Below are 23,061 nucleotides of genomic sequence, written 5' to 3'. Positions count from 1 at the left end.
CGTGAGCGTGACTTCCAGCTGGGACCAGGGCTACGTGGCGTCGGTACGCGTCCAGAACACCGGCAAGGCCACCGGCTCGTGGACGGTGACCGTCAGCCACGCCGACCTGCGGAACCTGCGGCTGCTCGGCGTCTGGGGCACCGCCCGAGGCACGCAGAACGGCGAGAATGTGGTCTTCACCGGCGCCCCGCTCGCCGCCGGCGCCTCGACCGGCTTCGGCTACCAGGTCAGCGCCACCGGCCGCGGCAACACCCGCCCGTCCGGCTGCTCCGTCGTGGGCGGCAGGTGCGGGGTGAGCTAAGATTGCCAGGTTGTTCTGATCCAGGGGGTGACTGGTTTCGACTTCGTACGTGGAGACAGGGGAAGCGAGCCGAGGAAGCCGACGTCGTCTCGAGAATCGGTCGTCGGAAACCAATAAGCGCCGATAACAATCAGCGCGACTTCGCTCTCGCCGCCTGAGGCGAGTAGCAAGTCTGTCGGGCTGGGAGCACCTCCGTCCCAGATTTCCGGCATCAGCTAGGAGGTTGGCCAACCGGCCCCGGTCGCGGGGACCGCACGGCGAGATCAATCAGCGACTGGCCCCGTCATACCGACTTGCTCACGTGATCGGTAGGGGCGAGTAGAGGCATAGTGAGCTGCGCTCGGAGAAGCCCTGACGAAGCAACGAAGGACCCGGGTTCGATTCCCGGCACCTCCACGGCTTGGCGGCCCCCTGCTCGCGGAAAGCGCGAGCCGGGGCCGTTCCGGTATTCCGCTCCGGGGCCGAACCCCCGGACGCCCCGCGGTGCGGGTGGTTGCGCTGGGCGGGTGATTGCGCGTCAGGTGCGACCGCGGTCTCGATCGCTGTGCGGCATGCGCTCGGTGTGGTGCTGTGGCCCGATCGCCGGCGCGTTCAGTTTTCGGCGGTGTTCATCATTCCTGAACACGGCTTCCCGGATGGCGGTCTGGTTCAGTCAACCAAGCCCGAGCCCTCGCTCCATGCCGTGGATCAGTTCCTTGCGGCGCTCCAGGGAGCGGGGCCACGTGGGAGCGTTCGTTACGGCCATTTCGCCGTAGAGCGACTCCGCCCTCGGGCCCGGCCAGCTTCGAGTGAGCTCGGACGTGCGGCGGCCGAGAACTGCGGCGATATCCCGTCCGAGGATCCGAGCCGCGGCCACTGAGTAGTCCGCGCCCTCCTCGACCAGAATGTCCACGCCCTCTTCCGTTTCGTAGAGGAACGCATGGACCTCGGGCAACTCCGAGTACCAATGCAGAACCGAGGCGATGTCGGAGGCGTCCTTGTACTTGTTGTAGGCGCTGCGGTCGAGCCATGCGGCCAGCTTGAGTGCGGCATAGCCGGCGATGGTGGGAATGCGGATCGTTCCGGCGTTGGGCAGAGCAAGCGGACGGGAAGCTTTGAAGACCTCCGTGAAGCCGAGTACGCCCATCGACTCTTCGCGAGCTGGGGGCTGCACCGTGCCCGGCGGCCGTTCCAGGTTGCCGAAGGGAATGAGGTCGGTGGGCACGTCGGCCACCTTGTATCGAATGCGGGTGTCCCCGACCGGCTCCAGCCTCTTCGTCAGTCCGTCATACGAAGCCCAGTCGGCCAAGGCCAGACCGAAGTCGATGTCCTCGGTGGTTCGGAGCCCGGAGTCCTCGCCCGTGGCGTTGCGCAAGATGTCGCGGCAATGTGCGCCCACGATCATCACATTTTCGGCGCGAAGCTCTGTCGATTGAGCCAGGAGCGCGGTAACCACCGCGTCCGGTAGCTGCAACAGCGCGGGATCACACTTCGTCAGATCGAGCAAAGCGGGCCCTCCAGCTCTGTGCGACTTCACGGAGGCGTGCGTCCCGTGTGGCTACGAGGTCGGCGTATATCAGCAGCCACGGAGCGTTCTGCCCGTTCGCCGAGAACTCTTCCTCATCAGCACGCGGCGATGCCCAGAACTTCTGTCGAAGGAAGATGTTTGGCTCACGGTCCCAGCCCGCATCCCACCGGTTCAAGACTGGAAACTTCGGATCAGGATGGTCGATATAGACCGTCAGCGTTGCTGGACGTACGACTCCGATGCCCATGGCCGACTCGCCGCTGCGATAGGCGCGCCGCTCGGGAGTCACCCCGCTGAGAGGCCGAGACGGGTCACCGTGATATCTGGCGAGTTCAAGTCGCGGGCCAAGTCCCGTCGAATACGCGGCGGTCCAGAGGTCGAGGAGCTCATCGATCCGCTCCAGTCTCCTTGAATCCGTCGTCAGGAAGCCGGCCTGCTGGAGTCGCAGGAAGGTGTCGTGTGCCTGTCCCGTGGAGACGCCAGCGGCGGCCGCTATCTCCCGGACTGTCGCGTGCGAAAGGTCCGGCCAGCTGAGTAGCGCGAAGATGACTTGTGAACGCCGAGAGCTGAAGATATTCGTAGGACGCGTCGGCCGGTCGGACGGACGGTGGGTGCCGGAAGAGATGGCGGTTGATTCGGTACGGCCGCGCACGTCGATGAGCACGTTGCCGAAGGTGATGTAGGCGTTGCCCGAGGCATCGACGAACTGAATGCCGGCGGCGCGGAAGGCGTCGGCGCTGCGCCGGCTGATGCGATTACCGATGATCAGTTGCGGATCGGGTGATCTGGCGAATTCTTCCTGTTTGCCACGGATCACGGAGCTGAGAGTCATCGGTGCTTTCGCCTCCGCGGCGTACCGCTGCCGCTGGCTGTCGCGCGACAGAGTGATGATCGCGTCGATGCCCGCATCGGGGTCCCGGTGCTCCACCTCAAAAGTGACGCCCAACTCACGCAGGCGCTCTCGTGCGGCATCCAAGAGACCGTTCACGACGACCAACACACGACTCCGTTCATTCCAAGTTTTCGTTCATCATAACTGAACATCACCTAAAGCTGAACGACCTCGAGCTTGGTCGGCGCCCAGGCTGGGCGGGTGCAGGATGGTGCGCAGGTGCTGTACGTGCGCCGCAGGGTTCAAGTAAGCGGCCAGCGCCTCCACGGCATGGCGGCCCCCTGCTCGCGGAAGCGCGAGCCGGGGGCCGTTCCGGATCACCGTGTGGTAACTATTGGCCTCTACGGCTCGCGTTCCGCCGTGCCGCCCGCAGGGAAGGAATGACGATGTCGAATACCGGCCGGCCCGGCCTGAGTTCGCATCTACGGGGGGCCGAGCAGACTGCAACCGGGGTCTCGACCAAGGCCGTCACGGTGCTCGGCGTCGTGGCAGTGCTGGCGGTCGCGCTGGATCAGCTCGTCAAGGAGCTGTCGACCAACGGGCTGACCGAGAACGAGCCGGTCCGCATCCTCGGCGGCTTGGTCTATCTGTGCCTGTGGCGCAACAGCGGTGCGGCGTGGAGCGTCGGAAGCGGTCACACGTGGGTGTTTCCGCTGGTGGCCATCGCGGTCACCGGGTGGATCGGCTGGGTGGCGGTGCGCCTTCGCTCGAAGCCGTGGGCATTCGCGCTTGGTCTCGTGCTCGGCGGGACCCTGGGTAATCTCGGCGACCGCCTGTTCCGCGATCCGGGCGTGCTGCGCGGGCACGTGGTCGACATGATCAGCCTCTTCGGGCCGGACGCCCAGTATTTCCCGGTCTTCAACGTCGCCGACATGTGCCTCACCGTCGGTGTTGTGCTGGCGGTCGTGCTCGAGCTGACAGGGCGAGCACGTGACGGCTCACGCACCCAGTCGACCAGGTGACGTCCGGCGCGTATCCGGCCGATGTGGTCGGCGTGCTTTGTGGCGTCGGGCGCTCGATCAGGCCTGCGGAGATCATTCACGGAATGTGCGCCAGAGGATAGCGGAACCGTAACGCCAGAGATCGCAAAGATGTCGTGGGCCCGTCTTGCACCGGAATCTCGAGAGCTGCGTGCGTGCCGTATTGGCTCAGGGGCCGAGCCCGCTGAAACCACCGCGATGGCATTTTGTTGTGGTGGGTGCAACTTTCGCTTACTTCCGCCTCTGCCGTACGCGGCGGCGGCCGGGGGCTGGCTTGCCGCTGCTCCGACCTAGTATGCGGAGCATGACGCGATATGCCGACGAGGATCTGCGCGGTGCGGAGTTCCGCGAGTGCGATCTGACCGGGGCACGCCTGATCGGCGTCGTCATGCAGGATGCCGTGATCGACGGGCTCATCACCAACCTCGTGGTGAACGGTGTCGAGGTCGCGCAGTACGTCGAGGCAGAGCTCGACCGGCGTCATCCGGTGCGGGTGCTGATTCGCTCCGAGGACCCAGCCGATCTGCGCGAGGCATCGCGTCAGCTTCATGCCGGCTGGGCCGCCACGATTGAACGAATCCGTCGTACGCCCGGCATCGAGCGCCGCAGTGTGAACGACGAGTGGTCGGCGGTGCAGACGATGCGCCATCTGGTCTTCGTCCACGACTCGTGGTTCCGCCGCTGCTGCCTGGGCTCGACGGAGCTGTTCACGCCGATGGGCATCGGGACGACCGTCGAGCCCTACCGCGAGGCGCACGGCCTTGACCTCTCGCTCGACCCGGACCTCGACGAGATCGTGAGCGTGCGTGACGCCCAGGCCGCCGAGCTCGATGCCTGGCTCGACAAGGTCACCGCTGGGCAGCTCGCGGCGCGAGCGCCGGTGCCCGACGACGATGTCTGGCCGCCGTACGCCCGGGGCCGCTCGGTGCGGCAGTGCCTCGGCACGGTGCTCAACGAGACCTTCGAACACCACGGCTTCTGCGTCCGCGACCTCGACCTGATCGAGGCTCCGGACGCCGGGTAGGGGCCGGCCACGATGCCCTGACCTCGGCGAGCGTGAGAGGAAGGCCGGCGACCTCTTCAGCGCGCCGAGCATCGCCAGGTCGTCGACGGTGCTCTCGCCCTGCGCGGCGATGACCCGCATTGACCAGCTCTACGGCCTGTTCCTGCAACGGCACGGCCTCGGCAACCCGGCCCTGCCGGAACAGGGCGAGCGACTGTTCCTCCAGCAGAGCCGCCTGCGAACGGCGAGCGCGTCCCCATTTCACTGTAGGGATGCTTCCACATCCGCGGGCGGGCAAGGTCCACCGTCGCCGGTGAGAGAGATCGCCCGCCGCAGTCGATGCAACCTGAGTGGGTGCAGCGGGGTGTTTCCGGATGTGGGGGAGCGAACGGAAGCGGGGACATGACGGGCAGCGGGAGTGACGACTTCGACGACCTCTATGCCGCGGCGGTTCATCGGGTCGTGCTCTACGTGTATGCCGCGTGCGGGGACCGGGCCGAGGCGCAGGACATTGCGCAGGAGGCCTTTGCGCGGGCCTGGCAGCACTGGGCGCGGGTGAGCGGGTATGACGACCCCGAGGCCTGGGTGCGGATGGTGGCCTGGCGGCTGACGGTGAACCGGTGGCGGGGGTTGCGGCGGCGGCTGGCGGCGCTGGCGCGGCTCGGGCCGCCCCCGGAGGCGAGCGCGAGCCCGTCGCCCGATCGGGTGGCGGTGGTCGGGGCGTTGCAGCGGTTGCCGCGGGCGCAGCGGCAGGTTCTCGCGCTGTATTACCTGTTCGACATGTCGGTCGGTGACATCGCCGCGAGCGTGGGCTCGCCGGTGGGGACGGTCAAGGCACAGCTTTCCCGTGGGCGGAGCACGCTCGCCGGGCTGCTCGGGGAGAAGGAGGTCAACAGTGTCAACTCCGCTTCGTGACCGGCTTCGGGAGCTCGAAGCCGAGGCCCGGCAGGTGCAGGTGCTGCCGGCCGCCGCCGTGCGGGCGCGGGGGCGTCGCCGGGCGTGGCGGCAGCGGACGTCGGTGGTCGCGGCGGTCGCCGTCGTGGTGGCGGGGGGCGGGTTCGGCGCCACGCACGCCGGGACACAGCAGCCGGCTGTTTCGGCCGCGTCCAACGGGCTGACCTGCACGCTTTCGCTGCCGGACGAGCCGGCCGAGGTGAAGGTCCGGGTGATCGACGGCGGGGCGGGCGCGGGGACGGCGGAGAAGGCGCTCACCGGGCTCCGCAATCGCCGGTTCACGGCGACGGCCCGCCCTTCCGAGCAGCCGGCCGGCGATCTCAAACGCGGCGTCGTCGTGCGGTACGGGCCCGCGGCGATCGGCGACGCGGCGCTGCTGCGGGCGTACCTGCCGGGCTATGTTGTGGCGATCTTCGATCCGTCACGCCGTGACGACGTCATCGACCTGACGGTGGGGCCGGGGTTCACCTCGTTCCACACGACCACCGAGGTCAATCAGTTCCTGGTTCAGCAGGGCGAGCCCACCGCGCCGCCGCAGTGCACTTCGGTCCGACGGCGGTGACCGGCGGCCGGTGTGCCGCCCGTCACGGTGGTGCTCCGGGCGGAATCGGTGGGGGGAGCGCCGAGGTTGGCGGTGGCATGACGACGATCGGACTTATCGGTAGTGGCAACATCGGCGGCACCGTGGCGCGGCTGGCGGTCGCCGCCGGGCATGACGTGGTGCTGAGCAACTCGCGTGGCCCGCAGACCCTGCGGGACCTGGTCGCCGAGCTGGGGCCGAAGGCGCGCGCCGCGACCCCGGCCGAGGCGGCCGCGGCCGGCGACGTCGTGGTGGTGACCGTGCCGCTGTGGGCGTACCGGGACGTTCCGGTGGAGCCGCTGGCGGGCAAGGTGGTCATCGACACCAACAACTACTACCCGGAGCGCGACGGCGTCTTCGAGGCGTTGGAGGACGGCTCCAGCACCACCGGTGAGCTGCTGCAGAAGCATCTCCCGGAGGCCCACGTGGTGAAGGGGTTCAACAACATCTGGTTTGAGCATCTGCGGTCCCTCGCTCGGCCGGCGGGCAGCCCGGACCGGTCGGCGCTACCGATCGCCGGTGACGACGAGGCCGCGAAGAAGGCGGTCACCGAGCTTTTCGACAGCCTCGGCTTCGACACGGTGGACGTCGGCCCGCTCGCCGAGAACTGGCGGACCCAGCGGGACACCCCGGTCTACGTGACTCCGTACGGTCCCTATGGGGTAATTCCTGGCACGCCGGCGAGCGCGCACGTTGTCCGGGACGCGGTCGCCGCGGCGAAGCCCATCGGGGCCTGAGGCCTCAGGAGGTCCAGGTCACCGCGCCGAATCGGGTGGCCAGGCGCTGGAAGGCGGTGGCCAGCTCGGCCGGGCGGACGACCTCGATGTCCGCATCGAAGCGGGCAATGGCGGCGGCCAGGCTGACCCACGACCAAGAGCCAAGGGTCAGCCGGCAGCGGTCCCGGCCGAGTTCCTCGACGATGCCGTCGCGGGTGTAGAGGGCGACGGTGGTGGCGGGCAACGGGAGGATGACCGTTCCCCGGCAGGGCCAGTCGCCGGAGGCGTCGGTGGCGCCGCGGAAACGACTGGTGACGAAGGTGGTCACGTCGCCTCCCGGCAGCTCTCGCCGGGTGAACCGAGGGCCGTTGGGGGTGCGCAACGCGATCCGGTCGGCGCGGAAGGTGCGCCAGTCGTCGCGGTCCAGGTCGTAGGCGACCAGGTACCAGCGGCCGGCCCAGGTGATCACATGGTGCGGCTCCACCCGGCGCGAGGGCTGGGCGCCGTAGTCGAAACGTAGTGTCTCGCGTGCCTGGACGGCGGCGCCGAGCGCGTGCAGCAGGTCGCCGGCGACCGGGGCGCCCGGCTGGGACGTGGGGCGGCTGACGGCGGTGACCTCGACGGCGTTGATGCGGTTGCGGAGGCGGGCGGGCATGACCTGCCGAATCGTGTGCAGGGCCCGGGCGGCCGGCTCCGCGAGGCCGTTGCCCTCGGTGGTGGCCGCGATCTGCAGGGCGACGGTGAGCGCGATGGCCTGCTCGTCGTCGAACAGCAGCGGCGGTAGATCGCTGCCCGCGCCGAGCCGGTAGCCGCCGTCGGGGCCCTTGCCGGCGGCGATGGGATAGCCGAGCTCGCGAAGGCGGTCCACGTCGCGGCGCACGGTGCGCAGGCTGACGGCGAGGCGCTCGGCCAACGCGGAGCCGGACCAGTCCCGGCGGGTCTGCAGCAACGACAGGAGCACGAGCAGGCGGGCTGAGGTGGTGGGCACAAATCCAGATCCTGCCGTACGCGGGTGACACAACCTGGCACCTATGGCTGCCAGTGTGGGCGGGCCAGAAACGGAAACAGGGAGTCATCATGAGCATCACCACCACCACCCACCTCAACTTCCGCGGCGACGCCCGGGAGGCACTGGAGTTCTACCGGTCGGTCTTCGGCGGCCACCTCACCCTCGTCACCTACGGCGACTTCGGGATGCCCGAGGAGCTGCCCGACTCCGGCAAGGTGGTCTGGGGCCAGGTCGCGGCCGGGAACGGCTTCCGAATCATGGCGTACGACGTGCCCGGCCACGCCGAAGCGCCGGTCGAAGCGCCGGCCGCCACCCGGCGCGAGAACGGCATGACGCTGACCGGCCGCCCGTTCTTCATGTCCGTGCGCGGCGAGACCGCCGAGGAGGTCGGCGCGCTGTGGACCAAGCTGGCCGACGGGGCCACCGTCGTCGAGGAGTACGGGCCGGCGCAGTGGGCGCCGGCGTTCGGGATGCTGACCGACCGCTTCGGCGTGACCTGGATTCTCGACGTCGCCGCTCCGTACGCGGCCGCATGAGCCGTGGAGTTCTGGGGGCCGTGCCGAGGCCCCGGAACTCCGGCGCGGCGATGGCGAGCGGGCGATGACCCGCCGGCGGGAGGTTGACAGCATCCTGAAAGCGGCACGCGCGATAGCGTGTCAGCGTGGTGCGGCTGCGGCTGGTGGGGGCGGTCTCCTGGGACGGGGTCGAGGTCCGCGGGGGACGCGTCGGCGCGCTGTTGGCGGCGCTGGCCGAGGAGCTGCACGGCGGCCGCAGCGCCGCGCGGCTGGTCGAGGCGCTCTGGGGTGACGAGCCGCCCGAGCACCCGGCCAAGGCGTTGCAGACCGTCGTCTCGCGGGCGAGGGCGCAGCTCGGCGGGGACATCATCGTGAGCACGGCGACCGGTTATCGACTGGCGCTCGACGACGAACAGGTCGACCTCCTGGCCGTGCGGCGTCGCGCCGAGGCCTGCCGGCGGGCCGCGCGGGCGGGGGAGCACGCCGAGGCGCTGGCGCAGGCGGAGGCGGGGCTGTCGCTGATCGGGACGCACGAGGCGGCGGCCAAGGACGAGCTGCGGCGGGGGAGGGCGCTGGCCTTGTCGCGCCTGGGGCTGGCGGCGGAGGCGATCGGGCCGCTGACCGAACTGTACAACGGGCGCGACGAGGAACTGCTGGCGGAACTGCTGCGCAGCGAGGCTGTCGTGGCGGGGACGGCGGCGGCGCTCGAGCGGTACGAGGGGTACCGGCGCGGGCTGCGACGCGAACTGGGCAGTGACCCGGGACCTGGGCTTCAAGAGGTGCAGCGGGAGCTGCTGGCGGGGGACGCGCCGGTGGTGCGGAACGGGCTCCGGCACGAGCCCAACGAGCTGCTCGGGCGGGCCGGGGACGTGGCCGCCGTGCTGGAACTTCTCCGGGCGCACCGGGTGGTCTCGGTGGTCGGGACCGGTGGGCTCGGCAAGACCCGGCTCGCGCATGCGGTGGGCCGGGAGGCGCCGCAGCGGGTGGTGCATTTCGTCGAGCTCGCCGGCGTCCCGGCGGGTGGCGACGTGCTGGGCGAGGTCGCGTCGGCGGTGGGCGTCGCGGACGCGCCGGGGCCGGCCGGGATATTGGCCACCCTGGACCAGGGGGCGGCGCTGGTCGTGCTGGACAACTGCGAACACGTCGTCGACCAGGTCGCCGCGCTGGTTCGGGAGGTGGTCGCGCGTACCGGGAAAGTGCGTTTGTTGATCACGAGCCGGTCGCCGCTCGGCTTGTCCTCGGAGGCGGTCCATCCGCTTCCGCGCCTGGATCTCGCGACCATGGTGGCGCTCTTCGAGCAGCGCGCGCGGGCCGCGCGGCCGTCGGCCGGCCTGCCGGAGCAGAGCGTGCGCGAGCTGTGCGCGTCGCTGGAGGGCCTTCCGCTGGCCGCGGAGTTGGCCGCGGCGCGGGTCCGCGTGCTGTCCGTCGACGAGATCACCAGGCGGCTCGACGACCGGTTCGCGCTGCTGCGGGGCGGTGGGCGGGACGCGCCGGAACGGCATCGCACGCTGCACGCGGTGATCGACTGGAGCTGGCATCTGCTGGAGCCGCGGGCACAGGCGGCGATGCGTACGCTATCGGTGTTCTCCGGGGGTTTCACGATCGCCGCGGCAACCTTCCTGACCGGGGACGACGCCGTGGTCGAGCAACTTGTCGACCAGTCGCTGGTCGAGGTGGTCGAGGGCGTGGCCGGCACCCGGTTCCGGATGTTGGAGACGGTGCGCGAGTTCGGCCGGGCGCGCCGGGCCGACGCGGGCGAGACCGACGATCGGTTCCTCGCCTGGGTGCGCGACTTCTGGGCCCGATTGCCCGAGGCAGATCAAGACCTTGATTTCGTACGGGTGGTGAACACCATCCGGGCCGAGCAGGACAACTTCGCGCAGGCACTCCGCTCCGCCCTCGACCGGGCCGACCACCCCACGGTCGCGGCGGCGTCCGCCCTGCTCGGCACACTGTGGATCACCGACTCGAACCTCGTCCGGCTCGCCGCGCTGGCCCGGGAGGTGCCCGAGGCGCTGTCCCGGGTGCGGCCGGCCGGCGATCGCGATCTCACCGAGGCGGTGCGGACGGCGGCGGTGTGGTCGGCGGTGATTGCCTATCTGATGCGCGAGCCGCAACCGCTGCGCGCCCTGGCCACCCTGCGCCGGCTCCCGCCACCCGAGCCGTCGACGATGGTCGGGGCGGTGCAGATCGCGTTGTGTGCGCCGGACGTGGCCGCGCTGAGCGAGCTGTGCGACAGCGAATGGCCCCTGGTCGCCGGCGTCGCCGGCTTCGCGCACAGCCATCTGCTGGAGATCCTGAATGATCTGCCCGGCGCGATGACGGCGGCACGGCGGATGCTGGCCCGGCTCGAGGATGGCGGCACGTTGTGGCTGCGGGCGCTCGCGCACGCCCGGATCGGCGAGCTGTGCCTGCAGGCGGATCCGGGGCGGGAGGCGTACCTGCACCTGACCGCGGCCTTGTCGATCATGGAGCAGCTCGGGGCATGGCCCAGCGCGGCGCGCGCCCGCTGGGCGATCGTGGTGGCGAACCTGCAACGCGGCGCGTTCGAGGAGGCGGAGCAGGGGCTGGACCGGCTGGCCGGCGGGAACACGCTGGAGGAGGCCTGGCGGCCGACGTTCGACACGTGTGCGCGCGCCGAGATCCTGCTCGGGCGGGGCGACATCGACGCCGGGCTGAGCCTGTGGCGGTGGGCGGCCGACAACGTGCAGGGCGCCGAGGACGCCCATTGGGCCCGGGACGTGTCGGCGGTCGCGGTGATCGCGCACGCCCGGCACGGCCGGCTCGACCTGATCGCCGAGCACGCCGGCGCGCTGCCCTCGGTGCTGGCGGCGCGGCTGCCCGCCGCGTCGGCGGTGGAGTTGCCGAGCTGCGGCACGCTCCTGCTGGCCATCGCCCTGTCCACTGCGGACGCGGCGGCGAAGGCCCGGATGATCGCGCTGGCCGACCGGTTCGGCCTGCGGCTGGAGTTCCAGCCGACCATGTCGCCGGCGTGGGCCCGGAAGATCGCCGAAGAGGCGCACCCCTCGGCGTACGCGGAGGCGGTCTCCGCGTACGCCGGAATGGGTCTTGAAGAATTGCGGACCGCGGCGTCGGCCTATCTGTTGGGGTCCCGCGCGAACAGCGCCCGCGCCCACAGATAGCCGGCCAGGGCCAGCGCGAGGCACCAGCCGACCGCGAGGATCCAGCGGTCGCCGATCGCGGTGCCCAGCAGCAGCGCGCGCAAGGTGTCGATGATCGGCGTGAACGGCTCGTGCGCGGCGAACCAGCGGAGCGCGCCGGTCATCGACCCCGGCGGCACGAACGCGCTGCTCAGGAACGGCAGCAGCTGCACGATCAGGGTGAACGGGGCAACCCCCTCGGCGGTCTTCGCGGCCAGGCCGGCCGCCACGCCCAGCCAGGTCATCGCGATCGTGAGCAGCGCCAGCAGGCCGGCCGCCGCGAGCCAGCCGAGCGGTCCGCCGTGCAACCGCAGGCCGAGGGCGAGCGCGACCAGGACCACCAGCACGGCACCGGCCAGCGTGCGCACCGTGGAGCCGACGACGTGTCCGGTCAGCACCGAGGCGCGGGAGATCGCCATGGTGCGGAAGCGGGCGATCACGCCCTCGGTGATGTCCCGGTTGACCGCGAGCGCGGTGGTCGTGCTGCCGTAGCCGACCGCCATGATCAGCACCCCGGCCACGACGTAGTCGATGTAGTCCTCGCTCGATCCGAAGCCGGCCCGCAGCGCGCCGCCGAAAACACCGACGAACAGCAGCAGGAGTACGACCGGGAGCGCGATCGTCATGATGATCGCGCCGGGGTTGCGCCGGGTGTGCGCGAAGTTGCGCCGCACCATCGTCATCGCGTCGGTCATCGCGCCGCCTCCTTCTCCGTCAGCTTGTAGAAGACGTCCTCGAGATCGGGGGTGCGCACGTCCAGGCCCGCCACCTCGATGCCCGCCTTGTCCAGCCGGTCCAGAAGATCCCGCAGGGCTCGTACTCCGTCGTCGCTGGGCACGTCGAGGGTGAGCGCCTCATCGTCGGGCGAGCCGTGCTCGACGGCCCGCACCGCAGCATCCAGGTCCGATTTTTCCTGAAACATCAGCCGTACGTGCCCACCCGGGAGCCCGCGTTTGAGCTCGTCGGGAGTCCCGGCCGCGACCACCTTGCCGCCGTCGAGCACCGCGATCCGGTCGGCCAGCTCGTCGGCCTCCTCCAACTGCTGCGTGGTCAGGAAGATGGTCACGCCGCCGGCCACCAGCTCCCGCACGATCTGCCACATCAGCCGCCGGCTGCGCGGATCGAGCCCGGTGGTCGGCTCGTCCAGGAAGATCACGCGGGGCCGGCCGATCAGCGTCATCGCCAGGTCGAGCCGGCGGCGCATGCCCCCGGAGTAGGTCGACGCGAGCCGCTTCGCCGCATCCACGAGATCGAACCGGTCGAGCAACTCGGCCGTCCGGCGCCGGCCCTCGGCCCGGTCCAGATGGTGCAGGGCGGCCATCAGGATCAGGTTCTCCTCGCCGGTCAGCAGGTTGTCGACCGCCGAGAACTGGCCGGTCACGCCGATCGCTCCGCGTACCGCCTGGGGCTCGGTGGCGAGATCGTGGCCGGCGATGCTCGCCGTGCCGCCGCTCGCGCCGATCAAGGTGGACAGGATCTGCACCGTGGTGGTCTTGCCCGAGCCGTTCGGGCCGAGCAGGGCGAACGTCGTACCCGCCGGCACCTCGAGGTCGATGCCGTCCAGCACGACCTTGTCGCCGAACGATTTGCGCAGGCCCGAGACCGCGATCGCGCTGGGCATGCCGCTCCCTCCGTCAGCGCGGCGCTCGTCGCCGCGACCTGGGGAAGCCTGCGCGCGCCCGCTTTCACGGCGGATTCATGGCGGATTCAGTTGCCATATGTAACCAATGCCACTATCGGCTTGATCTGCGACAATCGCTCCGTTTTGATCACGTTGTGGGGGTGAAGACTGGCGGTGTGAGAGGAGGCAGGAGATGCCAGGAAACCGAGCAGTGGTGTACGAGGGACCCGGACGCGTTGAGGTCCACGACATCGACTACCCGACGTACGAACTGAAGGACGGGCCGGGCGTCAACAAGGCCAACATCGGCCGGAAGGTCCGGCACGGGGCGATCCTCAAGGCGGTCGCCACCAACATCTGCGGCAGCGATCAGCACATGGTGCGTGGGCGGACCACCGCCCCCGAGGGCCTGGTGCTCGGCCACGAGATCACCGGTGAGGTGGTCGAGGTCGGGCCGGACGTCGAGTTCATCAAGCCCGGCGACGTGTGCTCGGTGCCGTTCAACATCGCCTGTGGCCGGTGCCGCAACTGCAAGGAGGGCAAGACCGGGGTCTGCCTGAACGTGAACCCGGACCGGCCGGGCTCGGCGTACGGCTACGTCGACATGGGCGGCTGGATCGGCGGGCAGGCCGAGTACGTGCTGGTCCCGTACGCGGACTGGAACCTGCTGAAATTCCCGGACCGCGACCAGGCGATGGCGAAGATGCTCGACCTGGCCATGCTCGCCGACATCTTCCCGACCGGCTACCACGGCTGCGTCAGCGCCGGCGTCACCTCCGGTTCCACGGTGTACGTGGCGGGCGCGGGCCCGGTCGGCCTCGCGGCGGCCACCTCGGCGTTCCTGCTGGGCGCGGCCGTGGTGATCGTGGGTGACCTGAACGAGGAGCGGCTCGCGCAGGCCCGCAGCTTCGGCTGCGAGACGGTGAACGTCGCCGAGGGCGACCCGGCCGAGCAGGTGCAGCAGATCCTCGGGCACGACGCGCCGGCGATCGGCGAGCCGCTGGTGGACGCGGCGGTCGACGCGGTCGGCTTCGAGGCCCGCGGCCACGGCCAGGACGCCCGGACCGAGATGCCGGCGACCGTGCTGAACTCGCTCATGACGATGACCCGGGCGGGCGGCGCGATCGGCGTCCCCGGCCTGTACGTGACGGGCGACCCGGGCGGCGTCGACGAGTCGGCGAAGGTCGGTTCGCTCTCGCTGCGCCTGGGGCTCGGCTGGGCGAAGTCGCACTCCTTCGTGACCGGCCAGTGCCCGGTCATGAAGTACAACCGCAACCTGATGATGGCGATCCTGCACGACAAGGTGCAGATCGCGAAGAACGTCAACGCCACCGCGATCACGCTGGACCAGGCGCCGCGGGGCTACCAGGAATTCGACCAGGGCGCGGCGCGTAAGTACGTGCTGGACCCGCACGGCATGCTCGGCTCCCGGGCCGCCTGATCACTGACGGTGGGTGCCCAGGGGCGGGCAGATGCGGTGGAGTTCGAGGAAGACCTGGCCGGCCAGGCCGATCGCCAGGATGCCCTCGACCGCCATCGGCGGAAGGCCCGTACCCAGGGCGCCCACGACCAGGCAGATCGCGCCGAGCGAGACCCGGGTCCAGGCGCGCAGGTCGCCGCGCGGTGCCTTGTCGACCCAGTGGATGAGGCCGATCGCCAGCAGGAATCCGCCGGTGCCGCCGCACAGGGCCCAGCGGGCCGTGCCGGTCAGGTCGGGGCGGCTCACGGACAGGGCGGAGAGCAGCGTGCCCACGCCGGTCAGCGTGACCCCGGCGAAGATGACCAGGTGGCCGTAGACGTACGCGGCGCCGGTCCACAGCCAGCGGCGCAGCGGAGACGGATCCACGCAGTCGAAGTAGAGCCACCAGAGCGCCGCGGTGATCAGGAAGCCGCTCGCGGCCGCGGCCATCGCCACCGGGTCGGCGCCGCCCTCGGTGATGCCGATGGCGTCCAGCGCGACCGTCTCGCCGAGCACGATCAGCACGAACAGGCCGAACCGCTCGGGGATGTGCGAGACGTGGAACGGCACCCGGGCGATCGCCTTCGCCGACAGCAGCGGGGTGAGCATCTCGACCGCCAGGCCCAGGCACCAGAGTCCATATCGGACGGCGCCGGCCGGCACGAAGATCGAGAGCAACCAGACCGCCGCCCCGAGCACGAAACCGGTCAGGTAGCGGGCGGTCAGCGGGCGGGCGGTCTCGACGTGCAGGTGGGCCCGCGCGTACAGCAAGATCAGTAGCACCCGGACCACGACGTAGCCGGCGGCGAACCGGATCGGGCCCGAACCGCCGCCGAAGGCGTGTGGGAGGGCGAGCGCGAGACCGCCGACGGCGAGCATCGCGCTGATCATGACAACCCGGTGCGGGACGTCGTCGTTGTCGAACCGGTCGGCGAGGAACGTGTAGCCCACCCAGGCCCAGCAGACCGGCACGAAGAGCAGGCCGTAGCGCAGGAAACCGGCCGGCGTCGGATCGTCGATGAGCAGCTCGGCCAGCTCCGCGACCGCGACCATGAAGACCAGGTCGAAGAAGAGCTCCAGGTTGGTGGCGTGCCGTTCGGCCACCGCGTCGCCGGCCGTCCGCAACCGCGGGGGCCGGCGACGCGGCGGAACGCCCTTCGCCGCTATACCGGGCGAGGCCATCTACTCACCCGCGCTGCTTCACGTGGTCGGCGTCCGAGTAGCCCTTGACCGACGCGATCCGGCCGTCGTCGCCGATCGCGAAGACGTCCACGCCGTCGATGTCGACGAAGCCGCTCGACAGGGTCTGGGTGAGGTGGAAGACGAGGGCCGCCTCGTCGCCGGAGACGACCAGGTCGGTGACCCGGAAGTCGACACCGTCGCAGCTCGCGTAGAGCCCGTCCCAGAACGCCGCGAGCGCGGCGATCCCGGTGCGGGGTGCCGAGCCGACCGGGTCGATCTGCACGACGTCGTCGGCGAACAGGGACAGGAACTGGGCCCGGTCCTGACGATTGAAGCTGTCCACGTACCGCAGCACGGTGGCTCTGATCTGGTCTGCCGCGGGCATGCCGCACCTCCGCCTCAGCTGGGATTCTCGATTTCCTTGACGAGCGCCTGCAGGAACTCGGTGGTGACCTCGGGGTGCCGGGCCGAGATCAGGTCCCCGTCGATCACCAGGTCGGCGACCGACTCGCCGGCGTAGACCACCTCGCCGCCGGCGTTCTCCACGTCGCACAGAATGTTGTGCGCGCAGGTCACCCGGCGGCCGCGCAGCAGCGCCGGGTCGGCGCAGAGCAGCCACAGCGAGTGGCAGATCGTGCCGACCTTGAGCCCCGGGCGGCGCAGCACCTTGCGCATGAACTCCACGGCCGGCGCGGCGTTCGGCCGGCCCTTGGCCACGGTGACCTGATAGCGCAGGCGGTCCATCGCGTACGCGCCGATCAGGATGATCGCCGCGAACTGCGCCGGGTCCGCGTCCTCGACCTCGGCGGTGACCGTGACGTGCTCCTCGACCGTGCCGTTGTCGGGGTTGCCGCCGAAGGTCAGCGACGGGTTGCCCCACAGGTGCGACAGATAGCGGACCTCGTACCCCCGAGCCGGGAAGAACTCGTTGAACAGGCGGTACTCGGTCTGGTCGAAGTGGTCCTCGATCAGGACGCCGATCACGCCCCTGGCGCTCATCCGGTGATCCCGAGCGGCCGGTGCAGCTGGACCGAGTCGAAGAACGCCTGCACGTCCTGGATGCGCCCGTCCCGGATGCGGAACAGGTTCATCCCGTTGACGACGATCGGGTTGCCGGTCGGCTTCGCGCCCTGGAACTCGCCGAGGTGCGTGCCGGTGATGGTGAACGCGGCCGCCACCTTGTCGCCGTACTCGACGGTGTCGTCGACGGTGAAGACGCGGTCCGGGAAGCCGACGTACCAGCGGCGGGCGAACGCCTTGTACTCGGCGATGCCGTGAATGCCGTCCGGCGAGATCGGATTCCGGAACACCACGTCGTCCGTCATGATCTTGTCGGCGACGGTCAGGTCGCCGGGGGCGGTGAGGAACTGCTCGTAATAGAGGTGGACCAAATCGGTGCCGGTGCTGGGCATCGTGCCTCCCTGGTGTCAGAGACCCTGCTGGCGCCACTGGGCGGCGCGCTCGCCGATCACGTACGTGGTGAGGTTGGGGTTGCCGCTCACGTGGTCGGGCATCACCGAAGCGTCCGCGACGCTCAAGTTCTCCAGGCCGTGTACGTGCAGCCGCTGGTCGACCACGGCGTCGTCGCCGGAGGTGCCCATCCGGGCGGTGCCGACCGGGTGCCACAGCGTCGCCGAATGCTGCCGGATGTAGCGCAGCAGCGCCTGGTCGTCGTCGACCTGCCGCTGGGTCAGCGTGTCGGCGAGCCCGATGGAGAGCTCCTTGATCGGGTCCGAGTTGGCGATCGCCCAGCAGAGCCGGACGCCGTCCAGCGCGATCTTCTGGTCCTCGGGCTCGCCGTACGAGTTGAGGAAGATCTTCGGCTGGAGGGCCGGGTCGGTCGAGGTGATCGTGATCTCGCCGCGGCACTTCGGCTTCTGCAGCACGCTCATCACGCTGATCGGGCGGTGCGTGATCGGGACGTACCGGCTGACGAAGTACATCTGCATGTTGTTGAACTGGTCGCTGCCGGGGTTGGTGTACCGGGCGATGATCTGCACGTCCGGGTCGGTCAGCTGGGTGACGCCGTCCTTGGGCAGGATGCCGACGGTGATCTGCTGGTGCTCGATCAGGTTGGCGCCGACGTTCGGCTGGTCCAGCACGACCTTGATGCCCAGCTCCTCGAGCTGCGCCTGGGGGCCGACGCCGGAGCGCAGCAGGATGGCCGGGGTGTTCACGGCGCCGGCCGAGAGCGTGATGTGGTCGGCGTAGACGGTCTGCGTCCGGCCGCCGCTCTCCACCTCGACGCCGATCGCCCGGCCGCCGTCGAAGACCACCCGGTTCGCCCGCGTGTACGGGCGGATGGTCAGGTTCACCCGGCCGCGGGCCGGCTCCAGATACGCGATCGCGGTGGAGAACCGCAGGTCGCCCTCGCGGTTCATCGGGATCGGGCCGACGCCGGTGGACTGCGGGTCGTTGTGGTCGGCGACGTAGCCGAAGCCCTGTCCGAGGCACGCCTCGAGGTACGCCTTCTGCAGCGGCACCAGCTCGTCGTGCTTGGCCCGGACGATCGGCGTCGGGCCGTTCTTGCCGTGGTACGGGGCGTCCACGTCGCGGTCGTTCTCCAGGGCGACGAAGTGCGGGAGGACGGACTCCCAGGCCCACTCGTCGTTGCCCAGCTTGGCCCAGCCGGTGAAGTCGTCCGGGATGCCGCGCAGCGCGATCGCGCCGTTCACCGCCGAGCAGCCGCCGGCCACCTTGCCCCGGGCGTACTCCATGGTGCGGCCTGGCACCGCCTCGGCGGTGAAGCCCCAGTCGTGCTTCTCGACCGAGACGGTGCGCGCGTTGGCGATGTCCTCGGGGATCTGCGACCGCTCGGCCCAGTCCGGCCCGGCCTCGAGCAGGAGCACCGAGCAGTCGGGGTTCTCGCTCAGCCGGGCCGCGAGCACGGCGCCCGCGGAGCCGGCGCCGACGATGATGTGGTCGTACTTCATGAGGCACTCCCCTGGTCGGAGTTCTTCCGGACGATGGGAGCCAAGTTAGGAGCGCTGCGATCGACTGTCGTGAGTAGATGGGCTGGGCCTACCCACCGGCCTGAGCGGCCGGGGCCGGCGATTACTCAGGACCGGGCGCGGCGATTCGGGTTGGCTGCGGCTGTGCGTACCCAGCGGATCCTCGGCATCGTCCTGGCCGGCGGCGAAGGCCGGCGCCTGCGCCCGCTCACCGCGGAGCGGGCCAAGCCCGCCGTGCCGTTCGGCGGCGGCGCCCGGCTGATCGACTTCGTGCTGTCCAACCTGGTCAACGGCGGCCTCCGGCGGCTGTACGTGCTGACCCAGTACAAGTCGCACTCGCTCGACCGGCACCTGGCCACCGCCTGGGCCGCGCCGCCGAGCACCGGGCAGTTCGTCGTCGGCGTGCCGGCCCAGCAGCGGCTCGGCGCCCGCTGGTACGCGGGCAGCGCCGACGCGCTCTTCCAGTCGCTGCACCTGATCCACGACGACGAGCCGGACCACGTGGCCGTCTTCGGCGCCGACCACATCTACCGGATGGACCCGGCCCAGATGATCGCCCAGCACGTGGCGGCGGGCGCCGACGTGACGGTGGCCGGCCTGCGGGTGCCGCGGTCGTCGGCGAGCGCCTTCGGCTGCCTGGACGCCGGCGCGGACGGCCGGATCCACGCGTTCGTCGAGAAGCCGGTGAACCCGCCGGCCCGCCCGTTGGTGTCGATGGGCAACTACGTCTTCCGTACGGCCGCACTGCTGGCGGCGTTGCGCGCCGACGCCGCCGACCCGGCCTCCGGGCACGACGTCGGCGGCGACCTGATCCCGCGACTGGTCGCCGGTGGCCGGGCCTATCTGCACGACTTCGCGGACAACGAGGTGGCCGGGCAGCCGGAGCGGGAGCGGGGGTATTGGCGGGACGTGGGCACGCTGGACGCGTACTACGACGCACACCGCGACCTCCTCACCGACGAGCCGGCGTTCGAGCTGCACAACCCGCGCTGGCCGATCCTGCCCGGGGTGGCGGGGGCACCGGCGCGGGTGATCGGCGGCGGCCGGGCGGACGGGTCGCTGCTCGCGCCGGGCGTATCGGTGCGCGGGTCGGTCAGCGGGTCGGTGCTGGGCGCCGGGGCGGTGGTCGAGCGCGGCGCGGTGGTGCGGGACAGCGTGCTGCTGCCGGGCGTGCACGTGGGCAAGGGCGCGGTGGTCCGGCGGGCCATTGTGGACTCGGCGGTACGGGTCGGCGACGGGGTCGAACTGGGGGTCGACGCGGCCGCCGACGCGGAACTTTACCGCCGCAGCCCCGCCGGAATCGTGGCCGTCGGCAAGGGCACCGACCTCGAAAGCGTCTGAGGGTCTACGCCCGCCAAGGTTCACATCGACGCGACGCCGAGGACGACGTCTTCGAAATCACGCAGCGACAACGCCCTGGACGGCGATCTCGCCGGACGGGCCTACCCGGTGGTGGCGTCGAGCGCTTCGGCCAGTGCCCGGCGGCCGTTGATGCCCAGTTTTCCGTACGCCATCTGCAGGTGGTTGTCGACGGTGCGGACGGAGAGGCCGAGCTGCGCCGCGATGCCGCGACTCGACTGGCCCTGCGCGGCGAGCATCGCCACCTCGCGTTCGCGCTGGGTCAGAGCCGGCGCCTTGAGGCCGATCAGCGCCGGGGTGCGCACCCCGCCGCACTGTTGCAGCAGGGCGTGGGCGGTCGCGCCGGCCGCCTGCGACCGGCCCCGGCGGCCCATCGCGTAGTACGCCGTGACCGCCTCGGCCGACGCCTCGGCGGCCAGCAGCAGCGCGCCCTCCGCGCGGAACGCCTCGGCCACCCGGTCGAGCGCCGGGCCGCTGCCGTCGGCCAGTGCCGCCGCGTGGGCCGCGTACGCCCGGGAGAGCGGCCCGTCGACCTGCCCGGCCAGCTCGTCGATCGCCGGCGCCACCCGGCCGGCGCCGCCCAGCCGCACCACCGTGTGCAGGGCGACCAGGGCCATCGGCAGGTTTCCGGCGCGGCGGGCCACCTCGGCCGCCCGCTCGGCGTGCCCCGCCGCCCGGGTCAGGTCGCCGCGGGCGGCCATCAGCCAGGCCCGGGCCAGCTCCAGGTCGGGGTCGAAGAGCGCGGTGGCCGGGGTCCGTGCCGACTCCGCGACGGCCAGCGCGGACTCGGCCCGTTCGACGTCCCCGAGCACCGCGCACGCCTCGGCCAGCCAGGCCATCGGGGCCTGCCCGGCGCGTGCCGGGTCGCCGTGCGCGGCCTCGTTGAGCCGGTGCCGCGCCTGCGGCACCCGGCCGCGGTCGAGCTCGGTGCGCCCGAGCAGCGCCGACCAGGCCCGCGCGACGCTGTGGTCGTTGCCCTCCAAACAGCTGCGGTAGCGGCGCTCCTGCCGGCTGGCCGCCTCGTCGAGGCCGCCGGTCACCTGCACCACCAGGTGTTGCGCCGGCACCAGCTCGGCGAACCGGATCGGCTGGCCGGTCTCGATGTCGCCGGGCGGTACGGACAGCGGCGAGCGCCCGTGGGCGGCCAGCGCGATGCCGGCGGTCAGCGCGGCCGGCAGCAGGATGAACTCCTCGGCGGTCGCCCAGTCCAGCGCGTCGGTGGCGATCTGCAGCGCCGAGCCGATCTCGCCGGCCACCAGCAGGATGGCCGCCTGCAGCACGGCCAGCATGAGCCGCCACGCGGCGCTGCCGGTCGGCGTGTGGGTGGCGTGCAGCGCGGCCGCGATCTCGCCGTCGATCGAGGAGAGGGTCTGTGCCCGCAGCGCGGCGGCCTGGGCCCGCTCGGCCTCGTCCAGCGTCTCGGGCTCGAGGCACTCGATGACCTTCATGGCCTCCTCGTGCCGGCCCTGGGCGTGCAGCGCGCAGGAGAGCGCGAGCTCGGCGGCCGCGCCGGCGTCCGCGTCGATCGCCGCCCGGGCCAGCCGCTCGGCGAGCGGGTGGTCGTGCTCCTCGAGGGCGGTACGGCTGGCGGTGAGCATCAGCTCCGGTTCCTCGCAGCCGCCCGCGTCGAGCCGGCTGATCGCGATCCGCAGCGGGTCCCGCTTGCGGCGGGCGCCGATCCGCACCAGCTCGTCGGCGAGTTGCCGGCGCAGCGCCCGGGCCCGCAGCTCCGGCGTCCGCTCGCGCAGCAGGTGCCCGTGCAGCGGGTTGGTCAGCCGCACCGACAGGCGGCGGCCGTCGTGCTCGGTCGCGATCAGCCCGCGCCGCTCCACCGAGTGCAGCGCGGCGCCCGGATACCACCGCTCCAGGAAGCGGGCCTCCAGCGGCTCGCTCTGCGCCACCGCCTCCAGCACGGCGAGTTCCTCCTCGTCGAGGGCGCCCATGCTCGACTCGACGACGTCCAGCAGGCGCGGGCTGATCCGCAGCGGGCCGCGCCAGTTCCAGGCGCAGCCGTCGTCGGCGAGCGCCCGGCTCTCCAGCCCGGCCATCACCACCTCGCGCAGGAAGAGCGCGTTGCCCTGGGCGGCCCGGTGGATGAAGTGCACGGCCGACGGGCTGACCGGCCGGCCGAGCGCGGACTGCATCAGCTCCTCGACGTGGTCGCGGCCGAGCGGGGCCACCTCGACCCGGTCGGCCAGGCCCTCCTTCCACAGTGCGGTGATCGGTTCCGGCGCCGGCTGGTCGGTACGCATCGTCACCAGCAGCGCCACCCGCCCGGTGCCGGCGAGCTGATGCACCAGCGCCGCGGACGCCTCGTCGATCAGGTGCACGTCGTCGACCCCGAGGACCAGGCGCCGGCCCTGGTGGGTCAGCCCGAGCGCGCGGGACGCCCGGGCGAGCAGGTCGAGCGGATGGCTGCCGGCCTTGGTCACGGGCAGCACGTGGGCGAAGGCGCCCAGCCGCACCCCGGACCAGGCGTGGTCGACCCGCAGCAGGTGGGACGGCTGGCCGCGCCGCTCGGCCCGGCGCAGGGCCTCGGCGACGAGCCGGGTCTTGCCGACGCCGGGCGGGCCGGAGAGCACCACGCCGGCGGTCCGGCCGTTCAGGGCCCGGTGGATGCGGGTCAGCTCGGCCTCGCGGCCGACGAACGGCCACTCCTCCGGCGCCCTTCGTTCGTCCGTGACCGTCAAGATCGATGGCGCCCGCACATGTCCTCCCCCTGAGATGTGGGACCTGGCCGCGACACAATTCGTCACGTGGCGTGGACCGAACGTCACGGCCGATGATGTCACGCGGTATCGCTGCCTCCGCAACTGACAGAACGAACAGGAAAGGGAATGTTTAACGTGGATTTCACAATTACCCGGCGGG

General features: G+C 71.1%; 21 protein-coding genes and 1 other RNA gene. 11 read left to right on the top strand and 11 right to left on the bottom strand.

Going from position 1 to position 23,061, the window contains the following annotated elements:
• The first annotated feature begins 7 nt into the window (after nt 1–7).
• Nucleotides 8–301 carry a cellulose binding domain-containing protein gene (locus IH26_RS61180; RefSeq protein ID WP_169789722.1) on the top strand — a complete coding sequence of 98 codons (294 nt, stop codon included), beginning with the start codon at nt 8–10 and terminating at the stop codon, nt 299–301.
• A 23-nt stretch (nt 302–324) separates the two neighbouring features.
• Nucleotides 325–700, top strand: a transfer-messenger RNA (tmRNA) gene (gene ssrA, locus IH26_RS57020).
• Nucleotides 701–953: 253 nt separating this feature from the next.
• Here the strand turns inward: ssrA and IH26_RS55545 are convergent.
• Both IH26_RS55545 and IH26_RS0105310 read right to left on the bottom strand, forming a co-directional pair.
• Nucleotides 954–1,787 (bottom strand): hypothetical protein, encoded by an 834-nt coding sequence (locus IH26_RS55545; protein WP_157437065.1) that lies wholly within the window; start codon nt 1,785–1,787, stop codon nt 954–956.
• The gene (locus tag IH26_RS0105310) at nt 1,765–2,808 is read right to left on the bottom strand and encodes a type IV toxin-antitoxin system AbiEi family antitoxin (protein WP_245664921.1); all 1,044 of its coding nucleotides are present in this window, start codon (nt 2,806–2,808) and stop codon (nt 1,765–1,767) included. Before IH26_RS0105310 ends, IH26_RS55545 begins: the two co-directional genes overlap by 23 nt.
• Nucleotides 2,809–3,086: 278 nt before the next feature.
• Between IH26_RS0105310 and lspA the strand changes: the two genes are divergently transcribed.
• The 5 genes from lspA (at nt 3,087) to IH26_RS0105285 (ending at nt 6,954) form a co-directional block, all read left to right on the top strand.
• A complete protein-coding gene (lspA, locus tag IH26_RS0105305; RefSeq protein WP_051807589.1) occupies nt 3,087–3,662 on the top strand; it encodes a signal peptidase II in 576 nt (191 codons plus the stop codon).
• A gap of 322 nt (nt 3,663–3,984) precedes the next feature.
• The gene (locus IH26_RS0105300) at nt 3,985–4,704 is read left to right on the top strand and encodes a DinB family protein (RefSeq protein WP_051807588.1); all 720 of its coding nucleotides are present in this window, start codon (nt 3,985–3,987) and stop codon (nt 4,702–4,704) included.
• Between the two features lie 381 nt (nt 4,705–5,085).
• Nucleotides 5,086–5,598: an RNA polymerase sigma factor gene (locus IH26_RS0105295; RefSeq protein WP_030434963.1), complete on the top strand. Its 513-nt coding sequence runs from the start codon at nt 5,086–5,088 to the stop codon at nt 5,596–5,598.
• Nucleotides 5,579–6,199: a LytR C-terminal domain-containing protein gene (locus IH26_RS55540; RefSeq protein ID WP_051807570.1), complete on the top strand. Its 621-nt coding sequence runs from the start codon at nt 5,579–5,581 to the stop codon at nt 6,197–6,199. Before IH26_RS0105295 ends, IH26_RS55540 begins: the two co-directional genes overlap by 20 nt.
• Before the next feature lie 77 nt (nt 6,200–6,276).
• Entirely contained in the window at nt 6,277–6,954 is a 678-nt protein-coding gene (locus IH26_RS0105285; RefSeq protein ID WP_030434961.1) for an NADPH-dependent F420 reductase, read from the top strand.
• Nucleotides 6,955–6,958: 4 nt separating this feature from the next.
• Here the strand turns inward: IH26_RS0105285 and IH26_RS0105280 are convergent, their stop codons facing one another.
• Nucleotides 6,959–7,921 carry a helix-turn-helix transcriptional regulator gene (locus tag IH26_RS0105280; protein WP_030434960.1) on the bottom strand — a complete coding sequence of 321 codons (963 nt, stop codon included), beginning with the start codon at nt 7,919–7,921 and terminating at the stop codon, nt 6,959–6,961.
• Nucleotides 7,922–8,010: 89 nt separating this feature from the next.
• On the opposite strand from IH26_RS0105280, the gene IH26_RS0105275 reads away from it, so the two are divergent.
• Together IH26_RS0105275 and IH26_RS0105270 are read left to right on the top strand one after the other, a co-directional pair.
• Nucleotides 8,011–8,478, top strand: coding sequence for a VOC family protein (locus IH26_RS0105275; RefSeq protein WP_030434959.1), 468 nt, complete (start codon nt 8,011–8,013; stop codon nt 8,476–8,478).
• Between the two features lie 125 nt (nt 8,479–8,603).
• On the top strand, nt 8,604–11,600 hold the full coding sequence (locus IH26_RS0105270; RefSeq protein ID WP_030434958.1) for an ATP-binding protein: 2,997 nt from the start codon (nt 8,604–8,606) through the stop codon (nt 11,598–11,600).
• Here the strand turns inward: IH26_RS0105270 and IH26_RS0105265 are convergent.
• Both IH26_RS0105265 and IH26_RS0105260 read right to left on the bottom strand, forming a co-directional pair.
• A complete protein-coding gene (locus IH26_RS0105265; protein ID WP_030434957.1) occupies nt 11,555–12,313 on the bottom strand; it encodes an ABC transporter permease in 759 nt (252 codons plus the stop codon). The two genes, IH26_RS0105270 and IH26_RS0105265, sit on opposite strands and share 46 nt — an antisense overlap.
• Nucleotides 12,310–13,239 (bottom strand): daunorubicin resistance protein DrrA family ABC transporter ATP-binding protein, encoded by a 930-nt coding sequence (locus tag IH26_RS0105260; protein WP_030434956.1) that lies wholly within the window; start codon nt 13,237–13,239, stop codon nt 12,310–12,312. The genes IH26_RS0105265 and IH26_RS0105260 overlap by 4 nt, the downstream gene beginning before the upstream one ends.
• Nucleotides 13,240–13,432: 193 nt before the next feature.
• Between IH26_RS0105260 and fdhA the strand changes: the two genes are divergently transcribed.
• Nucleotides 13,433–14,680 carry a formaldehyde dehydrogenase, glutathione-independent gene (gene fdhA / locus IH26_RS0105255; protein WP_030434955.1) on the top strand — a complete coding sequence of 416 codons (1,248 nt, stop codon included), beginning with the start codon at nt 13,433–13,435 and terminating at the stop codon, nt 14,678–14,680.
• Here the strand turns inward: fdhA and IH26_RS0105250 are convergent, their stop codons facing one another.
• The 5 genes from IH26_RS0105250 to IH26_RS0105230 are packed head-to-tail and all read right to left on the bottom strand — an operon-like array spanning nt 14,681 to nt 18,813.
• On the bottom strand, nt 14,681–15,880 hold the full coding sequence (locus tag IH26_RS0105250; RefSeq protein WP_063763653.1) for a low temperature requirement protein A: 1,200 nt from the start codon (nt 15,878–15,880) through the stop codon (nt 14,681–14,683). It lies immediately after the preceding gene.
• 4 nt (nt 15,881–15,884) lie between these two features.
• A complete protein-coding gene (locus IH26_RS0105245) occupies nt 15,885–16,265 on the bottom strand; it encodes a nuclear transport factor 2 family protein (RefSeq protein WP_051807567.1) in 381 nt (126 codons plus the stop codon).
• 14 nt (nt 16,266–16,279) lie between these two features.
• Nucleotides 16,280–16,879, bottom strand: a complete 600-nt coding sequence (locus IH26_RS0105240) for a DJ-1/PfpI family protein (RefSeq protein WP_030434952.1) — start codon at nt 16,877–16,879, stop codon at nt 16,280–16,282.
• On the bottom strand, nt 16,876–17,292 hold the full coding sequence (locus IH26_RS0105235) for an ester cyclase (RefSeq protein WP_030434951.1): 417 nt from the start codon (nt 17,290–17,292) through the stop codon (nt 16,876–16,878). The genes IH26_RS0105240 and IH26_RS0105235 overlap by 4 nt, the downstream gene beginning before the upstream one ends.
• A 15-nt stretch (nt 17,293–17,307) precedes the next feature.
• On the bottom strand, nt 17,308–18,813 hold the full coding sequence (locus IH26_RS0105230) for a GMC family oxidoreductase (RefSeq protein WP_030434950.1): 1,506 nt from the start codon (nt 18,811–18,813) through the stop codon (nt 17,308–17,310).
• A gap of 162 nt (nt 18,814–18,975) precedes the next feature.
• Between IH26_RS0105230 and IH26_RS0105225 the strand changes: the two genes are divergently transcribed.
• A complete protein-coding gene (locus tag IH26_RS0105225; protein ID WP_030434949.1) occupies nt 18,976–20,172 on the top strand; it encodes a glucose-1-phosphate adenylyltransferase in 1,197 nt (398 codons plus the stop codon).
• 101 nt (nt 20,173–20,273) lie between these two features.
• Here IH26_RS0105225 and IH26_RS0105220 read toward each other — a convergent pair whose 3' ends face one another.
• Complete coding sequence (locus IH26_RS0105220) at nt 20,274–22,898, bottom strand: AAA family ATPase (RefSeq protein ID WP_030434948.1); 2,625 nt, start codon at nt 22,896–22,898, stop codon at nt 20,274–20,276.
• Between the last annotated feature and the right edge of the window lie 163 nt (nt 22,899–23,061).

The sequence above is a fragment of the Actinoplanes subtropicus genome (genome assembly GCF_000721705.1).
In the GTDB taxonomy this organism is placed as follows: domain Bacteria; phylum Actinomycetota; class Actinomycetes; order Mycobacteriales; family Micromonosporaceae; genus Actinoplanes; species Actinoplanes subtropicus.
This window is presented reverse-complemented; position numbering and strand designations above follow the sequence as displayed.